The organism is Sinomicrobium kalidii, assembly GCF_021183825.1.
In the GTDB taxonomy this organism is placed as follows: domain Bacteria; phylum Bacteroidota; class Bacteroidia; order Flavobacteriales; family Flavobacteriaceae; genus Sinomicrobium; species Sinomicrobium kalidii.
Genome location: NZ_CP089211.1, coordinates 4,094,426 through 4,117,002 on the forward strand (window position 1 = coordinate 4,094,426; position 22,577 = coordinate 4,117,002).

General features: G+C 40.6%; 14 protein-coding genes. 6 read left to right on the top strand and 8 right to left on the bottom strand.

The annotated features are described in order from the left end of the window. The first annotated feature begins 140 nt into the window (after nucleotides 1-140). Nucleotides 141-1,118: a helix-turn-helix transcriptional regulator gene (locus LS482_RS16695; protein ID WP_233028651.1), complete on the top strand. Its 978-nt coding sequence runs from the start codon at nucleotides 141-143 to the stop codon at nucleotides 1,116-1,118. Between the two features lie 370 nt (nucleotides 1,119-1,488). Here LS482_RS16695 and LS482_RS16700 read toward each other — a convergent pair whose 3' ends face one another. After that, nucleotides 1,489-2,064 carry an RNA polymerase sigma factor gene (locus tag LS482_RS16700; protein WP_233028652.1) on the bottom strand — a complete coding sequence of 192 codons (576 nt, stop codon included), beginning with the start codon at nucleotides 2,062-2,064 and terminating at the stop codon, nucleotides 1,489-1,491. 264 nt (nucleotides 2,065-2,328) lie between these two features. Between LS482_RS16700 and LS482_RS16705 the strand changes: the two genes are divergently transcribed. The 5 genes from LS482_RS16705 to LS482_RS16725 all read left to right on the top strand — a co-directional run bounded on the left by LS482_RS16705 (nucleotide 2,329) and on the right by LS482_RS16725 (nucleotide 12,095). Continuing rightward, nucleotides 2,329-3,477 carry a FecR family protein gene (locus LS482_RS16705; RefSeq protein ID WP_233028653.1) on the top strand — a complete coding sequence of 383 codons (1,149 nt, stop codon included), beginning with the start codon at nucleotides 2,329-2,331 and terminating at the stop codon, nucleotides 3,475-3,477. Nucleotides 3,478-3,839: 362 nt separating this feature from the next. Further along, entirely contained in the window at nucleotides 3,840-7,148 is a 3,309-nt protein-coding gene (locus LS482_RS16710; protein WP_233028654.1) for a SusC/RagA family TonB-linked outer membrane protein, read from the top strand. Nucleotides 7,149-7,160: 12 nt separating this feature from the next. Next, a complete protein-coding gene (locus LS482_RS16715; protein WP_233028655.1) occupies nucleotides 7,161-8,591 on the top strand; it encodes a RagB/SusD family nutrient uptake outer membrane protein in 1,431 nt (476 codons plus the stop codon). 20 nt (nucleotides 8,592-8,611) lie between these two features. Further along, nucleotides 8,612-10,582, top strand: coding sequence for a hypothetical protein (locus tag LS482_RS16720; RefSeq protein ID WP_233028656.1), 1,971 nt, complete (start codon nucleotides 8,612-8,614; stop codon nucleotides 10,580-10,582). Between the two features lie 58 nt (nucleotides 10,583-10,640). Continuing rightward, nucleotides 10,641-12,095, top strand: a complete 1,455-nt coding sequence (locus tag LS482_RS16725) for a TlpA disulfide reductase family protein (protein WP_233028657.1) — start codon at nucleotides 10,641-10,643, stop codon at nucleotides 12,093-12,095. Nucleotides 12,096-12,525: 430 nt separating this feature from the next. Here LS482_RS16725 and LS482_RS16730 read toward each other — a convergent pair whose 3' ends face one another. The 7 genes from LS482_RS16730 to LS482_RS16760 all read right to left on the bottom strand — a co-directional run bounded on the left by LS482_RS16730 (nucleotide 12,526) and on the right by LS482_RS16760 (nucleotide 22,225). Continuing rightward, complete coding sequence (locus LS482_RS16730; protein WP_233028658.1) at nucleotides 12,526-12,831, bottom strand: DUF6520 family protein; 306 nt, start codon at nucleotides 12,829-12,831, stop codon at nucleotides 12,526-12,528. Nucleotides 12,832-12,939: 108 nt separating this feature from the next. Beyond that, nucleotides 12,940-13,233 carry a hypothetical protein gene (locus tag LS482_RS16735; protein WP_233028659.1) on the bottom strand — a complete coding sequence of 98 codons (294 nt, stop codon included), beginning with the start codon at nucleotides 13,231-13,233 and terminating at the stop codon, nucleotides 12,940-12,942. 127 nt (nucleotides 13,234-13,360) lie between these two features. Continuing rightward, nucleotides 13,361-14,398 (bottom strand): hypothetical protein, encoded by a 1,038-nt coding sequence (locus LS482_RS16740; RefSeq protein ID WP_233028660.1) that lies wholly within the window; start codon nucleotides 14,396-14,398, stop codon nucleotides 13,361-13,363. 101 nt (nucleotides 14,399-14,499) lie between these two features. After that, on the bottom strand, nucleotides 14,500-15,006 hold the full coding sequence (locus tag LS482_RS16745) for a MauE/DoxX family redox-associated membrane protein (RefSeq protein ID WP_233028661.1): 507 nt from the start codon (nucleotides 15,004-15,006) through the stop codon (nucleotides 14,500-14,502). 2,163 nt (nucleotides 15,007-17,169) lie between these two features. Then, the gene (locus tag LS482_RS16750; protein ID WP_233028662.1) at nucleotides 17,170-19,803 is read right to left on the bottom strand and encodes a TonB-dependent receptor; all 2,634 of its coding nucleotides are present in this window, start codon (nucleotides 19,801-19,803) and stop codon (nucleotides 17,170-17,172) included. 1,127 nt (nucleotides 19,804-20,930) lie between these two features. Next, on the bottom strand, nucleotides 20,931-21,635 hold the full coding sequence (locus LS482_RS16755; RefSeq protein WP_367890609.1) for a transposase: 705 nt from the start codon (nucleotides 21,633-21,635) through the stop codon (nucleotides 20,931-20,933). After that, entirely contained in the window at nucleotides 21,539-22,225 is a 687-nt protein-coding gene (locus LS482_RS16760; RefSeq protein WP_233028663.1) for a hypothetical protein, read from the bottom strand. Before LS482_RS16760 ends, LS482_RS16755 begins: the two co-directional genes overlap by 97 nt. Between the last annotated feature and the right edge of the window lie 352 nt (nucleotides 22,226-22,577).

The window sequence follows — 22,577 nt, forward strand, 5'->3', positions numbered from 1 at the left end:
TAAATAACTTATATTTGTACTACAAAGTTGTGCATTCCCTGAAGAAACGGATTGCGATTGACGGAGTTTTTTGTTTGAATGCCGGATGATGAAAAAAAGGGAGGCCGGATATATACATCACGTAATAAAAGATAAAGCCCATGAAATTTCGACTGCGTTCCACGGATCTACGGGAAATTATTTACCAACGGGACCTGCCGGGAAACTTTACCACGACAGGCGCCATGGAAGAGACGGAGTTTGAAATCGGGTACGGGGATTATGCCGGGGGATATTTCAGGGAACAGTGGTTCGAGGGTATACACATCCTGTACGGCAACCTGAAGATCAACCGGGACATGCGCCTGAAAGCCGACAACGAAACCCCGGTCATAGAAATGCACTTTTCCCTTTCCGGGCATAAAAGGGCGGGATTCAGCAACAGCACCCGTGATTTTATGTTCAGTCCCGGGGAACACAACCTGTTTTATATCCCTTATTTTGACGGGTATTTTGACAGTTTTGAGCAGAAAAAGACCTGTGAAACCCTTGAAATACACTTGTCCCGAAGCTATTTTGAACGGATCACCCGGGGGAGATCGCGCGTGCTTGACCGGTTTCTCCGGGATATGGAGCACAAAAAGGTGACCCTTATAGGCAGGCAGAACCGGCTGATATCCGCCGAGATGTACCGGGTGATCCGGGAATTGCTGCATTGTACCAGGACAGGGATATTCAAACGGTTTTTCCTGGAATCAAAGGTGCTGGAGCTCCTTATGCTGCAAATAGAACAATTCCAGGAAACCCGGTTACCGGAGCTGCAGCAACAGGACAGGGAAAAGGTGTATTATGTAAAGTCCATCCTGGAAGAAGATTGCGGCGGGTCGTTTTCCCTTGAAACCCTGGCCCGGCGGTCGGGGCTTAACGAATTTAAACTTAAAAAGGGATTCAGGAAGATTTTCGGGACCACGGTATTCGGCTACCTCCGCGACCTGCGCCTGGAAGAAGCCAGGGCACAACTGTTATCGGGAGAAAAGACCATACAGGAAATCGCCGATACCTGCGGCTACCGGAGTACGCAATATTTTACTACCGCCTTCCGGAAGAAATACGGCATTACGCCGGGTAAATACCGGTAACGGATCAGGATCAAAGGTTGTGGGGTTTTTCAATTGTTGCCGGTTTCCGGTTTTGGTTTTGCCACGGATACACGAATGTTTTTTGGGTTGAATGTTGCCAATGAGGTTGTATTTAAGTTATTTGGTTATTCAGTTATTCAGGCATCACGCACGAACTCAATAACTCAATAACTCAACAACCTGTTAACCCGGCAACAAGACCATAATTTTTCACCTTGCTCAAAGGCTGCAATAAATGACTCTCGATCGAGGCCAATACCACCCTGTAACAAAAAGGAGCCATTTCATAAATCGCCAGTCATACCTCTTATGTCTGAACCCCTGCAATGTCCACAACTTTTGGTAATATTACGCATTGTCCTTTTTGCCTTCAAACCTTTTCCGGCAATCCCCTTGCCAGTACAAAAAGCAGAAACTCATCGTCACTGAGCCCTTTCCGTATTTTCCGGAAAGCGATGCGCATTTGCGCTTCCACCGTTTTCAGGGAAATATCCAGCCTGCCCGCAATTTCCCGGTATTTCAGCCCTTCCAGCTTGTTCAGCTGTAAAATCTCCCGGCACCGCGGCGGCAGGGATTCTACAATGCTCTTCAGCTTCTGTATGCGCTGCTCCACCAGGTCTTCATCTTCCTTGATGCGTTCCCTCAGGGCGGCGGCCTTTAACTCGTCAAAAAAGGCATTGCGGCGTTTGAGCTGCCGGTGCTGGTCAATGTAAATGTTGTGTGCTATAGTGTATAAATAGCTCTTCAGGGATTTCCCGGTATCCAGTTTGCGGCGTTTGCTCCAAAGGACCATAAAGGCCTGCTGCACTATATCCTCCGCCTCGTCCCGGTCGCGGGTAAACGAAGTGATATAGGCATGCAGCCTTTGGTAATAACGCTCAAACAACTGTCGGAATGCCGGTTCTTGCCCGTCCCGTATGGCTTGCGCCAGTTGTACGTCTTCCATGTTAGTATGTAGATTGCCCGGTGAAAAATTAGTGTAAAGATTAAAGAAAAGCAAATTCTGTGTTAAGGGTTTTTTATGAATCCATCGTAATAGGGGTGAAAATGAGATTTTGATAAGCGGTTTAACAATGCGTTAATATACGGTTTAAAGCAAAAATGAACGATTCGGAAACTATGTTGATAAAAAAACTTTGAACCTGAAAATTTTAAGCCATAAACAACAAACTATAAACAAAACAACAAACCACAGACAAACAACAAAAAAATGAAAGCCCTGGTCTTAAAATACTTAACCGATACCATAAGTACGGAGGAATCCGAAACGCTCTTTGAATGGTTACAGAAAGAAGAACACCGGGCGGTCTTTGCACAGTACGTCCGCGAGCAGTACGACCTGGACCTCGCCATGACACCGGCAGACGTAAAAGTCGCTTACCGGAAATTACAGGACAGGATGGAGAAAGAAGAAAAACGGAAAAACCGTAAAATAAAAAAAATAACGACATACTGGATAAAATATGCCGCCGCGGGTATCGTCGTCCTGCTGGGGCTGGGGTACTTTTACCAACAGGGGTATTTTTCTCCCGGAACAGGACAACAGCTGGTCCCGGAAGAAGAACCCATCACCCTGCAATTGGACAACGGCGAAATAGAAGTGATAGACCCGCAGAAAACCGACCGGGTTACCGATGCCTCCGGGCGGGTAGTGGGCCGGCAGGACAGGGGGAAGATCACCTATACGGGCGATACGGTCGGCGAGGCCATAGCTTACAATACGCTAAAAGTCCCTTACGGGAAACGTTTTGAAGTGGAATTGTCAGACGGTACTGCGGTATTCCTGAATTCCGGTACCGCCCTGAAATACCCGGTAAACTTCCGGGAAGGGGAGGACAGGCAGGTCACTGTGACCGGGGAAGCCTATTTTAAGGTGGCCAGGGATACGGGACACCCCTTTATTGTGAACACCGGGAAGTTAAACGTAAGGGTACTGGGCACTTCCTTTAATGTGTCCGCCTACCCGGAAGATGCCGTAACCGATATTATCCTGGTAGAAGGGAAGGTAGCATTGTATACGGGAGATAAAACGCCCGGGGAAAGCACGGTGATCACCCCCGGTACCCGCGGCACGTTACTCCGGGAAGCCGGTGAGATCAGTACGGAAGCGGTGAACACCGTGGTCTATACCTCCTGGATGGAAGGCACACTCGTCTTCCGCAACATGACCTTTGACAACATACTCAAAAAACTGGAAAGGCATTATAACATAACCATCATAAACACCAACAAAGCCCTCGGAAAAGAAACATTCAACGCCAGCTTCGAAAACGAAACCATAGAAAATGTACTGGCCTATTTAAACGCCAGCTATGCCATAGATTACGAAATCAAAGACAATAAGGTCTTTATAAAATAACGGAAAGCTAAAAACAAAGTCATAAAGGAACAATAGTCTCCCCTTCAGGGGAGATGCCGCAGGCAGAGGGGTGTCAACCCTTCACAACAAAACCAAAACAATAACAATAACCAAAAAACCACTAAAAAAGCCTATGAAACACAATCAACTCTAGATCACTCATATACTAGTAATAGAGTACCTCAGGTTCCTGTGTAAAGGAAGAACAAGGGAGAGAAAAGTAAAATACAACCAGAAACTCCTTGGGTTCCTGAGCCACGTCGAAGGAAAGGAAAACCGGAAAATGTTGGCCCCATTTCCCGGTTTGATATACAGTGATCAATTAAAAAATAATCAACCACCTTTTAACTCACACTAAAATTATGAAAAAAACACGGGATATAAAAAGGAAAGGGCGTTCCCCCGGCCTGAAATTCGATTTAAAAATGAAGCTTACCGCGGTGTTTATACTGGCTACGTTCTTTGGCATGTATGCCAACGACGGGTATTCGCAGAAAAAAGTGACCCTGCGGGTAACGGATGCCACTGTGGCTAAAGTAATCGACGAGATAGAGGCCACCACCACCTATAAATTTGTGTATAATACCCGCTTTGTAGACCTGCAACGTAGGGTTTCCCTAAATGTAAAAAAAGAACGTATAGAAACGGTCCTGGAAAAGCTGTTTGACAATACGGGGACGGAATACGAGGTAAAGGAGGACCAGGTGATTTTGACTTTCAAAAAGGAAGAAGAAAAATCCCAATCGAAAGTACAGCCAAGGAACCAGGCAGCGATAGAAAGACAGGAACAGTATCAGCTTAGTGGTACAGTGACTAATATTATGGGCAATCCACTATCGGGTGTGAATATAATTGTAAAAGGTGCCGGGAGAGGTGCTATTTCCGATTTTGAAGGTAATTACATTGTGAACGTCCAAGACAAGGATACTCTGATCTTCTCATTTATTGGTTATAAAACAGAGGAAAAACCTGTAAGAGGTCGTTCAATAATAAATATACGATTACAAGAGGATGTTACAGCTTTACAGGAAGTAGAAGTTAACGCCGGATATTGGACTGTAAAAGAAAGAGAACGTACAGGGAATATAAGCAGATTTACCGCAGAAGAAATAGAAAGGCAGCCTGTAACCAATGTTCTACAGGCTATAAAGGGACAAATGCCTGGAGTTGAAGTTACCCAAAGGTCAAATATTCCTGGAGGAAGATTTACTATACAAATTAGAGGGCAGAATAGTCTTAGAGATAATGGGAATAATCCATTATACCTTATTGATGGAGTGCCTTTTCCATCTACTTCCATTGATATTGATGCACAATTAGTCGGAGCGATTCCTGATGCTAATCCTCTCAACGCTATTAACCCATCGGATATTGAAAGCATTGAGATACTAAAAGATGCGGATGCTACTGCTATCTATGGTTCCCGAGGTGCTAACGGAGTGGTGTTGATCACCACTAAAAAGGGGAAAGCTGGAAAGGCTAAATTAGAGATAGATATCTCTTCCGGTATTAGTAGTGCATCAAATAAGATGAAATTACTTTCTACTGATCAATATATAGAGATGAGAGAGGAGGCTTTTGCTAATGATGGGAGAACTCCTTCAGAGGCCAGTGCTCCAGATCTTTTATTATGGAATCGAAATCGTTATACCGATTGGCAAGATATATTATTAGGAGGTAGTGCATATACTACCAATGCTCAAGCTTCTTTATCGGGAGGAAATTCTAATGTACAATTCCTATTTAGTGGTAATTATTACAAGGAAACTACTATTTTTCCTGGTGATTTTTCTTTTCAAAGAGGATCAGGGCATTTAAACCTTAATTATTTTAATGATAATCAAAAATTAAATTTAAACATATCCACAACGTATACAATCAGTGAAAATAATCTACCAAATCAAAATTTTGCAATTGATGCTATTCATCTTCCTCCAAATGGTCCCGAAATCTATAATGAAAATGGGGATCTGAATTGGGAAAACGGGACTTGGGACAACCCTTTTGCTGCTATTGGACAGACTTATACAGCAAAGACAAATAGTTTTATCTCCAATATTATGTTAAGTTATAGAATATTTCCATCACTTATAGTTAGGAGTTCAATTGGTTATTCCAGTCTTTTACATAATTCGATAACAAAAATTCCAATTCGTTTTCAGGATCCTTTTTCAGTTAATTCCAATGAAAATACTACAATGTTTAGTAATAATTCCGAAAGGAGTGTGAATATTGAACCACAATTGGAGTATAGGCAAAATTTGTTAGGTGGTGAATTAACTGCATTAATAGGAGCTACTATTCAGGAAACAATTAATGAAGGACAAAGTGTCGTTGCAAGTGGATTTTCAACAGAAGCATTAATGGAAGATTTAGGGGCAACTGAGACACTTCAGGGAAGATCTATTTATTCGCAATATCGTTATAATGCTATTTTTGCACGGGTTAATTATAATTGGAAAGAGAAGTATTTATTAAACCTGACCGGGCGAAGGGATGGTTCATCCCGTTTTGGCCCAGGAAAGCAATTTGGGAATTTTGGAGCGGTTGGAGGAGCCTGGATTTTTTCTAATGAAGAATTTATTAAAAAAGGTTTGTCTTTTCTTAATTTTGGGAAACTCAGAGCTTCCTATGGTATTACCGGTAGTGACCAGATTGGGGATTATGGTTACTTAGATTCTTATACCTCAACTTTTGTTCCTTACCAAATAGCCGCCTTGCATCCGGCTCGCATGGCCAATCCAAATTATGGTTGGGAAATCAATAAAAAAATTGAAATTGCATTAGAGACCGGTTTACTACAAGATAGGATACGATTTGCTACAAGTTGGTATCGTAATAGATCCTCCAATCAATTGGTTGGCTTTCCATTACCTGATATTACAGGTTTTACGGATATACAAGCTAATTTACCTGCTACCGTCCAAAATACTGGTATAGAACTGGAATTATATACGGTTAATATCCAATCTGAGAAATTCTCATGGCGTACTAATATGAATATAACAATTCCTAAAAATAAACTAGTAGAATATCCCAATTTAGAATTATCTCCTTTTGCTAATCAGTATATAGTAGGAGAACCATTAAATGTTGCAAGGGGCTATACTTTTTTAGGAGTAGATCCAGATATAGGTGAAAATATGTTTTTAGATACTGATGAAAATAGCATTATAAATAACGAGGATCGGATGATATTACAACGATCACAACGTTATTTCGGAGGAATCGGCAATTCCCTGACCTATAAAAGCCTGCAATTGGATTTCTTTTTTCAATTTGTAAAACAAACAGGGCGTGATTATAGGCAAGATTTTAATATGCCAGGAACTTTGCAAAATCAACCAGTAGAAGTAATGAATCGTTGGCAACAGCCAGGGGATAATTCTGGAATTCAAAAATTTTCTCGAGGTATAGGCACAGCTTACAATAGATGGTTGGCAAGTAATAATAATTTTAATACTAACAGGTCCTATGTCCGATTGCAGAATATCTCCCTATCCTGGGATTTACCAGCAAAAGAAATTAATTACATAGGGTTACAGAGTGTCCGATTTTATCTGCGCGGACAAAATTTATTGACTTTTACAAAGTTTAAAGGGCTGGATCCAGAGGGACTCACGCAACCTCTATTGAGGACTACTACTATGGGATTACAAATTACATTTTAAAAATTAGGAACGATGAGAAAATTAAATCAATATAAACATGCAATAGATGTTATATATATTCCGATTATAACCCATCTTGGAATAATTCTGATATCAGGATGTACTGATTTTGCGGAAATAGACCCACCGAAAAATGAATTAGTTCGTGGTACCGTATTTAATAATGAGGTTTCCGCTAATGCGGCAATGGCTGGAGTTTATGCTGATATGTCCGATACAAGACATTTTATCTCGGGCTGGCAAACTGGGGTAAAAATGGCCACTGGGCAAACATCGGATGAGTATAATACATTTTCCTCTACCACTGAATTATTCGAAAACGAAATAGACCCTAATAATAATATAATTCGAGGAATATGGCAAAGTGCTTATACTAGTATTTATAGTGTAAATGTTATTTTAGAGGAAGTGTCAAATTCTAAGGAACTTTCATCTTCATTGATGCAACAATTAGAAGGGGAAGCTAAGTTTATTAGAGCATTCAATTATTTTTATTTAATAAATCTTTTTGGTGATGTTCCAATAATCATGGGAACGGATTTTGAAGAAAATCGGTTGGCTTCCCGTGCATCGGTATCACAGGTTTATGAATTAGTATTAAGTGATCTAAAGAAGGCAAAAGAATTGTTGCCAGATGATTATTCCCATTCCCATGTTGAAGAAGAAAGGGTTCGTGTCAACAAAGGAGCTGCCATGTCTCTATTAGCAAGGGTATATTTATATACGGAAGACTGGGGTAATGCAGAAACTGAAGCAACAGCCGTTATTAATAACCCATTATATAATATAGAAGAAGACCTCAGTAAAGTGTTTTTAGCTGATAGCAATGAGGCTATATGGCAGTTGCTTCCAACTCCTGGTACTTCTAATAATGCACCGGAAGCTTATTTAGCCGCATTTGCTTCATTTAACAGTAGTTTTGGATCATTTACTGAGGAGTTAAGCAACGCTTTTGAACCAGGAGATCAACGAAAAATAGAATGGGTAGGAACGGGAGGTACATCAGAGTCATATTTATATACTCATAAATACAAGACTTTTCCAGGGGTTGACCCACCTAATACTGAATATTCTATTATTCTTCGATTGTCTGAATTGTATTTGGTTCGTGCTGAGGCTAGGATACAACAAGATAATTTGACAGGAGCTATTTCCGATTTAGATATTATTCGGGGAAGGGCCGGGTTACCATTGCTACGGGATGCAAACCCAGGCCTCAATTGGGTAGATTTGATGCTTTCTGTAGAACAGGAACGGAGGGTAGAACTTTTTACAGAAGGAGGTCATCGTTGGATGGACCTAAAAAGATGGGGGAAGGTGAATGAAATTTTAGCACCAATCAAACCCATGTGGGAACCTACAGATGTCCTATATCCCATTCCTCAGAATGATTTGGAAAGAAATCCTAACCTGACACAAAATACTGGATATCCTGAGTTTTAACGTGTAAGTAAATAAAGAACATGAAATTAATGATTTATTACATCTTTTTAATCAGTTGTTTCGTACCAATATGGCTTTACGGGCAGCCGAAATCTAAAATATTAGAAGTGGGTGATAAAGCCCCGCCACTGGTTGTTCAGAAATGGATAAAAGGGGAGCCAGTGTTAGAGTTTAAAAAAGGACATGTCTACGTAGTAGAATTCGGATTTGTAGCCTGTGTTCCTTGCAGGGCTATCACTCCCCATTTAACAGAATTATCTCATAAATACGCCGGAGAAGTCACCTTTATAGGGATGCATGTTTGGGAAAACAATAAAGAAAACCTGAACGACTTGAGTTATGTTCAAAAGGTAAAGGATTATCTGGTAATGATGGGAGATAAAATAGATTTTCCGACAGCAGTGGATGTTCCCCAGCAAACTACTGCTGATCTATGGATGAAAGCCGCCGGGAAAAGGGGGGCTCCAATATCGTTTGTGATAGATCAATCAGGTACCATCGCTTGGATCGGCCATCCAGGTCAATTGGATTCAGTATTAGAGCAGGTCATAGTTGGTACATTTGATGCTAAAGCCTACACTCTTGTAAAGGAAGAGAAAAAACAGTTGGAGATGAAATATCGGTTAAAGCTTGGTGATCCGGCTCCTGCCTTATCAGTATCAAAATGGATCAAAGGTAAACCCGTAATTGCATTAAAAGAGGGAGAGGTTTACCTTATTGTTATTACTCCCGAAATGATGGAATTGAATGCGAGAAAGAATATTCCACTATTAACGAAAATAGCTCGAAAATTCAGAGATCAGGTTACTGTTATAGGAGTATACTCTGAAGGAACTAGTCAAGAACAAGAGGTAGTTGATTTTGTAGAAGAGCTTGGTGATCAAATCGATTATCCAGTAGCAATAGACGATCCTGATCGAACAATGTACCAATCTTGGAATCGGGCAGCTAAAAAAGGAGGTATTACAGGCTATATAGTAGATCGGGAAGGCCAGATTGTATGGTTTGGGTACCCTCAACATATGGGGGAAGTGCTAAAAGAAACCATTAGGGGCAATGGACTTGGTGCGGGCAAAAAACGGAATGAAATTTTTCGGCGTCGCCAAGATGTTCTTAAAGAGATATCTGGCATGTTTGTAGAAGGAAATCATGAAACTGCTTTATATCGTCTGGATAGTTTAATAGAGAGAAATCCAGAAGATCAAATATTATATAATTATAAATACAATTATTTATTGCAAACAAGAACTAAAGAAGGGGAAGAAAAGGCCAATGATTTGTTAGAGTGGATGTTGAATTATATGTCGAATAGTTATTTTTATTGGGAATGGTTCTTGTCTGATGCAATACGATCACATCCAAATCCTAACTTTGATTTGGCGATTGCAGTAGCCGACCGGGCAATTAAAGAAGCAGAAACTGGACTGATAATGACTGATCTTATACGTGCAAAAGCAGCTATCTATGCTGATTCAGTCAAAGGAATGGGAGATTTAGAAAAAGCTGTCAATGTATTAAAAGAAGGAGAGAAAAATCCTAAGATTGCCAAAGACGCAAAAGCAGTATCATTGTTAAGAGGAGATTTTTATCAATATAAATTCCGAGTATTGGCAGGAAAAAATGATAAAGAAGCAAATGGCTTGTTGCAAAAAGTCTTAAATGATGAATTAGATGGTTTAAAATGGGTATGGGGAACATTAATATGGTATGCTCTTGAATTACAGAAAACGCCAGATTACAATCTTTTACTCCAATTGGCTGATAGAAATATAGAGGTTTTTACATCCGCTACAAAACAAGAACCCAATTATAGTATCAATAATGTAAAAGCAATAGCAATAAAGGCTGATATTTATGCTGCTAAAGGGGATAGGAAAAAGGCATTGGAATGTTATGAACGGGCAGTAGTATATAGTAAAACTACAGATGACGCCATGACAATTGACTATTATGAAGAATTGTTGTCAAACTTTATAAATAAAGAGAAATAATAGTCATATATCATCATAAGAAATAATGTCAGAAACAAAAAATTAAATACTGCCTAAAATGAAAGTAAAACCAAAAATTATAGTATATATAGGAGTTATTATTTCAATATTAACTCAGACATATGGACAAGATACTACTCTTTCTGTTGGAGATAAAGCTCCCACACTGATTATACAAAAATGGTTAAAGGGAACACCGATAAAGAAATTTGAAAAGGATAAAATATATTTAGTAGAATTTACTGCTTTTTTTTGTCCGGGATGTCATTTGGCCATTCCACATTTAACAGAATTAGCAATGGAGTTTAAAGAAGAAATACAAGTAGTAAGTATATATACTGGTGAAAGTAATACAAAGGATTCGACTGATGTGAATTACATAGAAAGAATCGAACGATTAGTGAAGAGGAAAGGAAGCGGGATGGAATTTACAGTAGGTATAGATGATTATAAGCAAACTACAAAAAAAAAATGGGGAGTATATGCTTACCCAACTGCATTTATAGTGAATCGGTCTGGCAAAATTATTTGGATTGGGAATCCCAATCATCTTGAATCTGATGTTTTAAAGCAGGTAGTTAGTGATAAATTTAATACTGATGAAGAATTGAGTCAGGGCAATAAGTACACAGAGCACCTTGATAATATTCTGAAGATTGAAAAGAAGGGGGATTATTTGACCGCTCTAAAAGGTATTGATAGTTTAATAGCCGCTTACCCGCAACGCTCAGAATTATATGAATATAAATTTAGGATTTTGGCTAGAAATAATGATGAACGTGCCAATATTTTATTACAATGGATGTTAAATAGTAATGAGAATTATAATTGGACGGGGTTAAGAGAAGATGCCTATCTTCTGTCAAAGTATCCGGACTATGGGTTGGCACTTAGGATTGCTGATATTGTAATTGAAAATGTAGCATACGATGTAGAAAGCAAGGTTAACGCATTAAATGCTAAGGCACGTATTTATCTTTACAAAAGTTATGGGGGAGGAAATTTAGAAGAGGAAAAAAGAGGGATTAAAAAAGCTATAGATATTTGGCAAGAAGTGTTGGAATTATGCAATTCTAATGGAATACTTGTTGATAAAGCGAAAGAATTTAAAGATTTAATATATAGATATCAATATAAAATGATTGTTAAAACGAATGAAGAAGAAGCAGAAACCTTGGTACAACAAATGCTAAAGGATAAATTAGAGTATATTAATTGGTATTATTTATTAGACGATGTACTCCAATTACCTACACAACCGAATTACGATTTAGCTCTGCAGGTCGCGGATATGGCAATAATCACCTCCCCCATTGAGGCGATGGTGTTGAGTTCTAAAAAGAAAAAGGCTGATATCTATGCCACTAAGGGAGATTTGGAAAGAGCATTAACAACTTATCGGGAGGTTGTGATATCTAGTGAAAAATCAAAAAATCAAAATCTTATTAAGCGTTATAAGAAAGCATTAATGGAATTTAAAAGAAAATTTGAATTAGAAGAAAATAATAAATAATAGAGATCTTTCTCAGCTTTCGACTAGAAATCATACCTCCATAATGGAGCACAATAAGAATTACCTCCAACTGAAGCCCTTTCTGTAGATAGTCTGTCGGCAGTAATCACAATACAGGTACATCGTTTGGTCGAAATAATTTCTGTATCGCAAATATAATCTACGCCATATGTATTCCCTGGGTAATTCGGTGTAATACATTCTAAGCAAATATTTCCACTAACATAATATTTAGGAGGTGTAGGAGGAGGTGATATCCGTGAATTTGCAAATGATGCAGCGATAGCTAAAATAAAAGCTACACCATTAAGCAAAGTTTTTAATCGTTTCATTTTTTTGTTAATAATTTTAAATTTTTTAATACGATAACTTTTGGTTTATGTGCCATGAGAATTGGTGTTTTATTACATCAATTCCCATGGATTGACTTCTATAATAATTCATGTCTCCATAAAGGAGTACATGCAATTGGATCATCAAGTGTGGCTGCTCTAACAGATTTATCAATGTCTATGCAAGTACACCGAAGACTTGAGGTTCCTTTAAGAGTGTCACAAAAATAATTTATATTATATACGTCTCCTGGTTCGTTGGGTATTGTACACTGTAGACACTGATTACCTTTTTTATAATGATTAGGCACCCCAGGCATGCGAACTACTTGTGCAGTTGCAAATGTTGCAGCAATAGCTAAAATAAAAGCTACACCACTTAGCAAAATTTTATATCGTTTCATCTTTTTTTATTGAATTATAGTGCTGAATAAATTTTTACAGACAAATTTCAATTTTAGTACAAAGAATTGGCACAATAAAGTGCCAATTCTCTTACTATTGAAATATTCCTAAAGTTCATATCTCCATAAAGGAGTACATGCTATTGGATCATTCTGGGTAGCCAGTTTTACTTGCTGCATGATATTTATACAAGAACACCTTTGTCCATTAGGAGTTGTATCACAAAAATAATCTATATTATATACATTCCCTGGAGAGTTAGGTACTGAACATTCCAGACATTGGGATCCCTGTTTGTAATGACTTGGAACACCTGGTGTTGCTATATTTGCAGTTGCAAATGTTGCCGCAGCAGCTAAAAGGAAAGCCGCGCTAGTCATAAAAATTTTAAATCGTTTCATGATATTGAATTTTTTAGTTATACAATAATGCCTACTCGGTTATACAGGTTTTCGGCTTTACCCTGATTCTTGCAAGAATTTTTTCCATTCTAAAAAAACGCCTTTGTATGGTCAGTATTTGGAAGAGTTATTTTAGTCTGTAGGAGACTAAGTATTGTCCATGTCGCGCTATTATTATATTGTCCTCTATAATAAATTCACTCATTTTATTTTCTTTATAAGCAGGTATATAAAAACTAAATTTGTAACTACTATTTTTTAAATCATACATATCAATAACTGAGGAGTTTTCGAAAGTATCTATGTCCTCATTTTTTGCCAATATATTAGAGTGGATATATAAGAGATTTTCTGTTAGATGGCAATTTTTGTTTACCATTAATGGAGGGGACGACATTGTAATTTTGTTTTCTGAACTTATCTCATCTACCTTAATCTTTACCTGGGTGATAGAATCTATGGTATTTCCTTTATAGAGCAAATTAAAATTGGTATCCATATAGAGATATTGATTGCGATAAAAAAATACATATATCAACCGCTTAGTCCTTTTGTCATATTGGAGTATCCCATCAGTGCTAAAAAGTCCATCATTTCCTTGCTTTTCCAGTAGTTCTGGGAAAACATCTAATTCGGATTTCCCTTTGGTTACTTTATAGAAGGTATTTTCGAGGTCACGGTTTACCCCCAGTAAAGCAACTGAACTGTCTAAGATCGGTACTGCATGTACAAAGTAAATACTGTCAATATAAGAAGTGGCTTTCCAATCTCTCGTATTTCCTCGATATATAAATGGAGTTATCCCATCAGTTAAATAAAAGTAAGGAGGATTTATTCTCACCCGAACGGCCTTATGTGCCAAGATATCATTAACACTTACCTTATGATATGTAGTATCTCTCAGGTTTTCGACATTAATTTCTACAATATGCCCAAAAGCCGTAGAGTTACCTAAATACAAACGGGTGGAATCCATACCTGCAAAATAATAGGAATTAAAATTCAGGTTTAATGTATCTATTAATTGCAGGGACTCTGGAGAAAAAAATCTGTCAAAACTGGCATGTTTAAGGTTTGCTTTTTTAGGAGTAGCAATGTGTAAGGCCAATACCACGGAAATAGCAAAAAGAAAGGCTAACAATATTAAGGTGGTTGTACGTTTCATTTTTGGGATAGATTTATGTTTACTAAAAAATATGCTTCTGTTATTCGGATTTTTGGTTTACTCTTGGTATTTAAATTTTTAAGTCTTTTCCATTCATTTTGTTATTCTACCGGGGGTGCAGCAGTCTCTCCAACCATAAAATTATTCTCAGGCCTGTTTTTTATTATATGTGTGTGTAATATAATTCCGAGCAGGCCCAATAACACAAAGCCAATATTAAATATCAGGTGTTCTGTCCACCCCATTTTTTCCAGTACACCACCACAGGAGCAGGGAATTTCTTCACTAACGCTTAAGATGGCCACTATATAAGCGGTAAACATTACCATTAGGGTAAAAGCGCCATATAATCCGATTAGCCTGTACCTGGGCCAGGCAAGTAATACAGCCACCAGGATCTCTACAGTAGGAATAAACCAGGAAGTAAAGTTTGCTATTGGTGTAAGCATCGGGGATTTTCCTATATCGACACTAAATTTTTGCACATCCAGGAGCTTGTTAAGTGCTGCATATACAAAAAGGAGAATAAACAGGAAGCTGATAATTTCAACTATGATAGTCCTGTTTTTCTGGACAAAATGGTTTAATTTGGAAGGGATAGGTTTCATTTTTGATGTTGTTTTTTGTTGCTGGTCTCCGGGGTGTCCGGTATGGATATTTGATGTTTATTGGATATTACCGAATTATTTATATTTTTTGTAAACCGGATTATTTAGTAACCAATTTATAATCAATGATTTCTGAGTTGAGGAGTTTTGGAGTAAGGAGACTTCCTGTTTACTCTATAACTCCTAATCCTGTTTTTAAATGTGTTTCTCCGGGGAGTTTTGTCCTTTTCAGCTTCATCATCATTTCATCATTTTACGGGTTATGTTATTTCTTCAACATTCCAACAGGTAGTAACAGTAAATTACCATTAAAGAATTACAGGTAATTTTCAGGAAATCGAATATTCCCCCGGGTCCGGAAGTGCATTTTTTGTTCTGTTCATGGTGGTCGGTATTTGGGGTTTTATGATGTTTTGGTTGTTTTTTGCCACGGATACACGGATGTTTTGGGCGGTGCCGCGATAATTCCGGGTTTTATCCGTAAGTATCCCCGCGAACCACCGGAGGAGGCGGGAGCGGCCCATAAGGTTATTACCGGTATACGAGGTAATAACCGTACGGGCAATCCACATGGAAGTGGAGGTCAGGGCCGTCCCGCCTGTGCCCCGGGGCGTTAAATGCAGGGAGTGTTTCCGATAACCATGAAAAAATTATATTTTTTGTCATAGTGGTTGTTGTGCAGGTCGTTCGTTTCATTACCAGGGCAGTTTTTAATGTTTGTTGTTTTTATGTTCGGGGTTATATATTCATATCCCCTTGGGTTCAAACAGTATCGGGTTAACTACAGGTTTAAAAAAGGCGAAAGGCGGGGGCGGTCGGAGGCCGTTACCGTTGCGGTAGCCAGCGTCCACCTTAATCTACCCCTTTTTTTATAGACAAGAAGAACGAGACCGTCCCGCCTGCGCCTTGATGTTTTTCATTGCTTTAGGTTTTTATCTTTTGTGTTGTTCTCCGGGTATTGTTGTTTCCCGAATCCGATAGTAAAATTAGAGTACGTTCAGAGGAAAAGGGTAGGGGATTTACATACTTTTGGTAGGGAGAATCCTTTTATTTGTATCATTCCCCGGTTTTTCTCAGGGGAAGCCACGGATACACGGATATTTTTTGGTTTGTGAGTTGGGGAGTCCTGGAGTCCCGATATATATCGGGATGGAGTTGGGGAGTTTTGGGGTGTCGGAGTGTGGTCCCCTCCTAAGGCCATAACAAGGACACGTCTTTGCCGGCCCTTTGGACATGGCAATCTCCCGGAGGCCGGCAACATACCTCTGATACTTCGACACTTCGGCTTAACTCAGTGCAGGCAGGCTCAGCAACAGGGATGCGCATCCCAGCCGGGAGACGGCTTCATTACAGCCTGCCCTGAGTTTATCGAAGGGTTCGCAGTGACGCTTTCCTTTTGGGCGTTGTATATTTGCTGGTAACCGGGGTTGGTGATAGTACTTTTCTTTGGCTTGGGTATTTTCCAAAACATAACAAGTACACGTCTTTGCGATCCCGATAAATATCGGGAGCGGCAATCTCCCGGAGGCCAGCAGCATACCTCTGATACTTCGACACTTCGGCTTAACTCAGTGCAGGCAGGCTCAGCAACAGGTATGCGCATCCCAGCCAGGAGACTGCTTCATTACAGCCTGCCCTGAGTTTATCGAAGGGTTCGCAGTGACGCTTTCCTTTTGGTCATTGTATATTTGCTGATAACCGGGGTTGGTGATAGTACTTTTCTTTGGCTTGGGTGTTTTCTAAAACATAACAAGTACACGTCTTTGCGATCCCGATAAATATCGGGAGCGGCAATCTCTTGGAGGCTGGCAACATACCTCTGATACTTCGACGGTGCTCAGCAACAGGTATGCGCATCCCAGCCAGGAGACTGCTTCATTTCATTCGCAGTGACGCTTTCCTTTTGGTCATTGTATATTTGCTGGTAACCAGGGCTGGAAGTAACACTTTTAACTATCATTGCCAATTTATGGGTTGCAAAAACGTTAATCCCACAGTAACCATTTATATTGGTACCCGGAGAAAAACACGGACAGTTTCTCAAGCAACCGAATAACCGGTAGGATTAACACGTAGTGCCTAAGTAACCTAATAACCCAGTAAATCAATAACTTACCTCCCAACTCCCCAACTCCAAGACTCCCCAACTCCAAGACTCCAAAACTACCTAATATGATACCCGAAACTCAGCATAAAATACTGCTGCAAATTATTGCTCTGTACATCCTCTATATAATTCTGTGTAGCGGTACGGCTGATGTTACGGTTCTGTTTCAGCAGGTCAAACACACGGAACCGCAGCTCGGCACGGTCGTCTTTCAGGAATAGCCAGGAAACATCCATATTCCACAGCAGTGAGCCCTTTTCAAAATCATCGGGGATGTTATTGTTACGGATAAACCCTATTTGATTCCCCCATACCAGGTTTTTAAACGGGTAGAGGTCCAGCGAACCGCTAAGGGTATGAATGGTAAAATCCTGGTTTTGGCCGGAAGCCTTATCATATTTTACTTTATTGTATTGTGGCGAATAGGAAATGTCGATATCCAGCACTTTGTTTATAACATAACCGGCCTGCAGGTTGGGGGCCAGCGTCCATCGGTCACTGCTTACAAGTTCTTCATTAATAAAATTCCGGTCCCTGTTATAGCCTGTGTTACCCGATAATTTTACGGAAATTATACCGGTCTTTAAAAGCTTACGGGCCGAAAAGCCGAAATAACCGTACAACCGGCTTACACCGTCGGCATTGATATACGAAGACACCTGCCTGCCCAGATCGTCATAGGTGGTGGTGCTGATGATCTGGTCTTTGACGGGGGTGTAGGAAATATTGGCAAAAAAGGAATTTCCCTTAGTGTTTAAAGCGTTGTAATGCATACTGTATAACTGGTAAAAGGTAGGGGCCAGGTCCGGGTTACCTTCCTGGATAAACAGCGGGTTACTGTTATCGGCTACGGGCTGCAATTGGGTGGCTGAGGGCGGAGAAGTATACGCATTATAGGAAAAGGTCAATCGTTGTTTATCAGTTATCCTGTAATTGATGTTAAAAGAAGGCGCGATATTTATAAAATCACGGGTTATTCCGGTTTGCAGGGTTTTGTTATAAGGACTTAGCCGGTTGTAATTGAGGGTAAGCCCGGCAGAGAACTCAACCTTTTTTAATGTGTAACGGAGCGAAGCATTGGTAGTGTTGTTCAGGGTTTCGGTTCGGAAGGCGTTAGAACCAAGGCTGTCTAAGCCTGTTCTTTGATAATTTTCGTCGAGCAGCCAGGTTTTCCGTTCGTTGGAAGACCGTGCATAGGAGGCCGTATTGTACCAGGCACCGCTTAACCGTTCTGCTATGGGAAACCCGTGATTTATAGTTAATGTATAATTATTTGTATAGTTGTCTGTAATGATCTGTTGCCTGAAAAGGGTCGTGGAGTCCGCTTCCTCCTTGTGAAAAGTGGTTTCTCCCGTATTGAGGTCTTCGTTCTCGTCGCGGGAGATCGTACCGGAAAAAGAGATGTTCAAATGCGTCTTTGGGGAATATAGTTTCTGCCATTCTATATGCAATGGAAGGGACATGTTTTTTCCCTCGGTATGGTTGGTAGTTTGCTGGGTATTGACGGGGTTTTCTGCTTCGTCTGTGGTGGTATGGGTAACAGCGCTGTTATTAGTGGTATTTAGGGAAAGTTGGGGAACCCTGATTTGTAATGTGGTTGTTGAGTCGAGCGGAATGGAGGTACTGATGTTTAACCGGTGTTCGTCACTTCCCCGGGAAGTCGTGGAATTGGAGGTGGTAGTAAACGAAGAATCGGGTACGATAAACTGGATACGCTCTTTCAGGGATTCCTGGAACGTACCCGGGTGGGTGTAATCATACCCTGCCGAAAGTTCTGTTCCGCTTTCCCAGCGGTCATTGTAGTTAATTCCCCCTCGCAGGGTTCTTGTAATACCGTTACCGGCATTGAGCACGGTGATCACTTCGTCTTCGGTATAGTCTACGGCATTGATATTATTCAGCATCCCGAGCACGGTTAGGCGGCTTTCGCCGCGAAAACGGTTAAATTTTCCCATAAGTTCATAGCGGTGGTCGGTTCCTCCCCCTGCGGTGAGATTTCCGAAGTCTTTCAGATTTTCTTTTAGTTGGATGTTGAGGGTTTTGGTCTTTTGTGCAGTATTTCCCATCCTGATATCTTCCGTTTCGTCAGTATCCGCAAGCTGAATTTTTTCTACCACATCCACCGGGAGAATACTTAAGGCCATTCTACCGTCTGTGCCGAAGTACTCGCGTCCGTCTACCAGTATCCGTGATATCCGTTGCCCGTTATGGGTCAGGCTACCGTCCGGACCTACTTCCATTCCCGGCATTTTTTTAAACAGTTCCTTGATTTCACTGTAAGGCCGGGTGGTAAAGGCGCTGACATTGTATTCCAGGGTATCGCCCCGGATGATCATGGGGAGCTGAACGCCTTTCACCTCTACATCTTCCAGCGCTATGGCGCCTTCCCATAATTTTACCGGGGCCATGGTAAATTTTGCTTCCGTAAGGTAAAGCAGCCCGCGAAAAGGCTGATAGCCGAGGTAACGGATATCCACCAGCAGGGTATCCCTTTGCGGAAGGCCTTCTACGGTAAAATCACCTTCCATCCCGGTCACTACGGCGCCTACCCGGGTATCATCGGCCAAACGGTTTACAATGACCGTGGCCCCGGGAACCGGTTCCCGGTTTACGGAGTCCAGGACACTACCTTCCAGGGTCCCTGTACGTTGTGCCCATGCGGCGGGGATTGATAGTAAAAGGAAGATCATAAAACAGCAGCGGCAGATAATTTGTTTACGGGAATACATCGGGTGTTTGTGTTTTTGGTTAAGAATTCAATACGGTCGTCACCTTAAAAATTGTTATGGGCGTAGAAACCTTGTGTAAGGTTTTTATGTCATTACGAAAGGATCGTAAAAAACCCTTAACAAAATTCAGGTTTTACCCTATAAGATGCCCTTATCCTGAACATCTCAGGGAAAAAGTGCATAACACAAACATTAAAAACTACCTGGAAAATAAAATGATTTTTTGCCCCCTGTATCTTTTGTTAGACAGGGGAGCTGAGAGAAACGAATAACCTGTAATTGTATGAGTAACCGAATATACGAAAAATAATTTACGGGTTTTGTCTTTTGTATTGATTTTTACGGGTAAGAACAATTAAGATCAGTAACGTGTGTTATGTTTTTTACTTCGTGTTTTTTCCGGGTCAGGTTTAAGAACGGATTATAAGGACCCCGTTATTGAGCTTTTGGGCAGGCTTAATGCAGGCAAGCCCGGGATAAACTGAAGTGTTGGCGGTCTCCGGGTTGGTTTGTGTATGCCATTGGAGGTATGTTGCCGGCCTGATGAGATTGCCACGGGCAGAGCCCTCGCAAAGACGTGTACTTGTTATGGTTTTAAGAAGGCACTATGCTCCGACACCCCAAACTCCCCAACCCCAAACTCCCCAACTCCCCAACTCCAAAACTCCAAAACTCCAAAACTCACAAACCCAAAAGGAAAGCGTCATTGCGAACCCTTCGATAAACTCAGGGCAGGGTGAAATGAAGCAGTCTCCAGGCTGGGATGCGCATGTCATCGGAGGTATGTTGCCGACCTCCGGGAGATTGCCGCGCTACGCTCGCAAAGACGTGTACTTGTTGTGGTTTTGGGAAGGCACCACGCTCTGAAACCCCAAACTCCCCAACTCCATCCCGATATATCCTAAAATCCGCATGTCTATAGTAAATCATTAAACCCCATTTTGATTTTGGTGCTTTAAGGGTTAAACGTTGCTTTTTTTGTGGGTCTCCGATATCTTTTTAAATATTAGGGCATACGTTCCCTGTTAAAGTTTTTATACTTTCGCTGTGAAGGTCATTATTTTAAAGAGCGTTTTGTTTTTTGCCGGCTAAGTTTTTAAGGGCATATTTCCATAAACCCTGAGGTATACTTGTCTGGAACGGTTGATCCATTTTGAAGGCAAGATGATAAACCTGAAAAGGAATTTTTTAACACGGTAGGAAGGCCTTAGAGTTTTGTATTTGGAGGAAAAGCATTCAATGATATGATGGTAAAGGTTGCGGCAGATTGCTGTTAAATATAAAAAAACGGTGTTCTTGTCCAAGGTAGAGAAAGGCATTCCGTCCCACCCGAAATCATTTTTGAGGATATCGAACTGACGCTCCATATTTCCCCTGTGATTGTAGCGCCGGACCAGTTCAGTAATATTAAGTTCAAGGTTATTGGTGAGGATGGCGCGGTATTGATAAGCATCGCTGGTAAAAGCATCGGTTTGCTTTGTAGGTTTGAACGAGCGCTTGACCACCAGCCTGTATTGTTCAGGTTTTTCCCCGGCCCTTTTGGCCTGTTGTTCGAATGGGGTCACCAGAACCTGTCCAATTTCAATAATGTTATTGTTGGCATCCAACATGGTGTCCCAACGTTCTATTTTTTTGAAATATTTTTCCACATAGCTGTTTTTACAACCAATGTAAAAGAACTTTACCTTTTGTTGCACTAATTTGACAACCTCATATTGATAGGAAGCGGCATCGGCCCTGAAGTGGTCAATTTTCGGTCTAGATTGGCTTCCAGCAAATGAAAGAGGCGAGATAGTGTATCCCGCTGAAAGGACTTGGCGTCACTGTTCCCGTTCCTGTTTTCTATGTAAAGGACCTGGTTCTCATTGATAGTGCAGACCCCGGGTTGATACCCTTGGGCACGCTTATAGGTCATTTTACTATCGTTTTTTTCATTGAAAATGATAGTATTGTCATAATCCACAATAAGTTCCTTTTGTTTAAAAACACCCAAATGTTTCAATACCCCAATGTTCAATTGTCCCAAGGCCGAATTGGGACTGTATGTGTGAACTACGGCACCTCTTTTGGTCATACATTCAGCAGCGGGTTCGGATAAATTACCGATACGCCGTAGCATGGTGTCGGAACTGGGCATATTCAGGTAAGGGTTGTCTGTAAAATGGCTTCTAAGGTGGGTTTGAAGATCCTCGATACAGTCGCCACCACATAAGTAAATGCTTAGCAATGAATACAAGACATCGCTCCAGGAATATTTGGATTGGGGCGCAAGCTCTGGCAGGTTATTGTCCAATAATTGGCCTATACCGGATGTCGAGAGATACTCCAAAACAAAATTTAATCCGCCAAAAGCAGAGATAGCTTTACTTTTTTGTATTTTCATAATCGTATTTTGTAGCAACACCAATTTAGGTGAAAATACCAAAAACCGCAAACGCTTTACTTATAAAGGTTTGCGGTTAGTTTTATAAAGTATCTTACGGATTTTAGGATATATCGGGACTCCGGGACTCCAAAACTCACAAACCAAAGGAAAAGCGTCACTGCGAGCGTAGCGCGGCAGTCTCCCCGCAAGTATGCGCATGCCTGTTGCTGAGCACCGTCGAAGTATCGGAGGTATGTTGCCGGCCTCCGGGATAGGAAAATCCTTCGGAATTGAATTTTGTCGTGTACTAAAAAAGTAAAAGTTAAAACATTGAATTGAAAAATTGTTAAATTTGATAATCAACCAAAAA

What these genes read in the sequence shown, in the direction of transcription:
- LS482_RS16695 (WP_233028651.1), top strand. Translation starts at nt 141, where the DNA reads ATGAAATTTCGACTGCGTTCCACGGATCTACGGGAAATTATTTACCAA.
- LS482_RS16710 (WP_233028654.1), top strand. Translation starts at nt 3,840, where the DNA reads ATGAAAAAAACACGGGATATAAAAAGGAAAGGGCGTTCCCCCGGCCTG.
- LS482_RS16735 (WP_233028659.1), bottom strand. Translation starts at nt 13,233, where the DNA reads ATGAAACGATTTAAAATTTTTATGACTAGCGCGGCTTTCCTTTTAGCT.
- LS482_RS16715 (WP_233028655.1), top strand. Translation starts at nt 7,161, where the DNA reads ATGAGAAAATTAAATCAATATAAACATGCAATAGATGTTATATATATT.
- LS482_RS16700 (WP_233028652.1), bottom strand. Translation starts at nt 2,064, where the DNA reads ATGGAAGACGTACAACTGGCGCAAGCCATACGGGACGGGCAAGAACCG.
- LS482_RS16740 (WP_233028660.1), bottom strand. Translation starts at nt 14,398, where the DNA reads ATGAAACGTACAACCACCTTAATATTGTTAGCCTTTCTTTTTGCTATT.
- LS482_RS16730 (WP_233028658.1), bottom strand. Translation starts at nt 12,831, where the DNA reads ATGAAACGATATAAAATTTTGCTAAGTGGTGTAGCTTTTATTTTAGCT.
- LS482_RS16705 (WP_233028653.1), top strand. Translation starts at nt 2,329, where the DNA reads ATGAAAGCCCTGGTCTTAAAATACTTAACCGATACCATAAGTACGGAG.
- LS482_RS16720 (WP_233028656.1), top strand. Translation starts at nt 8,612, where the DNA reads ATGAAATTAATGATTTATTACATCTTTTTAATCAGTTGTTTCGTACCA.
- LS482_RS16745 (WP_233028661.1), bottom strand. Translation starts at nt 15,006, where the DNA reads ATGAAACCTATCCCTTCCAAATTAAACCATTTTGTCCAGAAAAACAGG.
- LS482_RS16750 (WP_233028662.1), bottom strand. Translation starts at nt 19,803, where the DNA reads ATGATCTTCCTTTTACTATCAATCCCCGCCGCATGGGCACAACGTACA.
- LS482_RS16725 (WP_233028657.1), top strand. Translation starts at nt 10,641, where the DNA reads ATGAAAGTAAAACCAAAAATTATAGTATATATAGGAGTTATTATTTCA.
- LS482_RS16760 (WP_233028663.1), bottom strand. Translation starts at nt 22,225, where the DNA reads ATGAAAATACAAAAAAGTAAAGCTATCTCTGCTTTTGGCGGATTAAAT.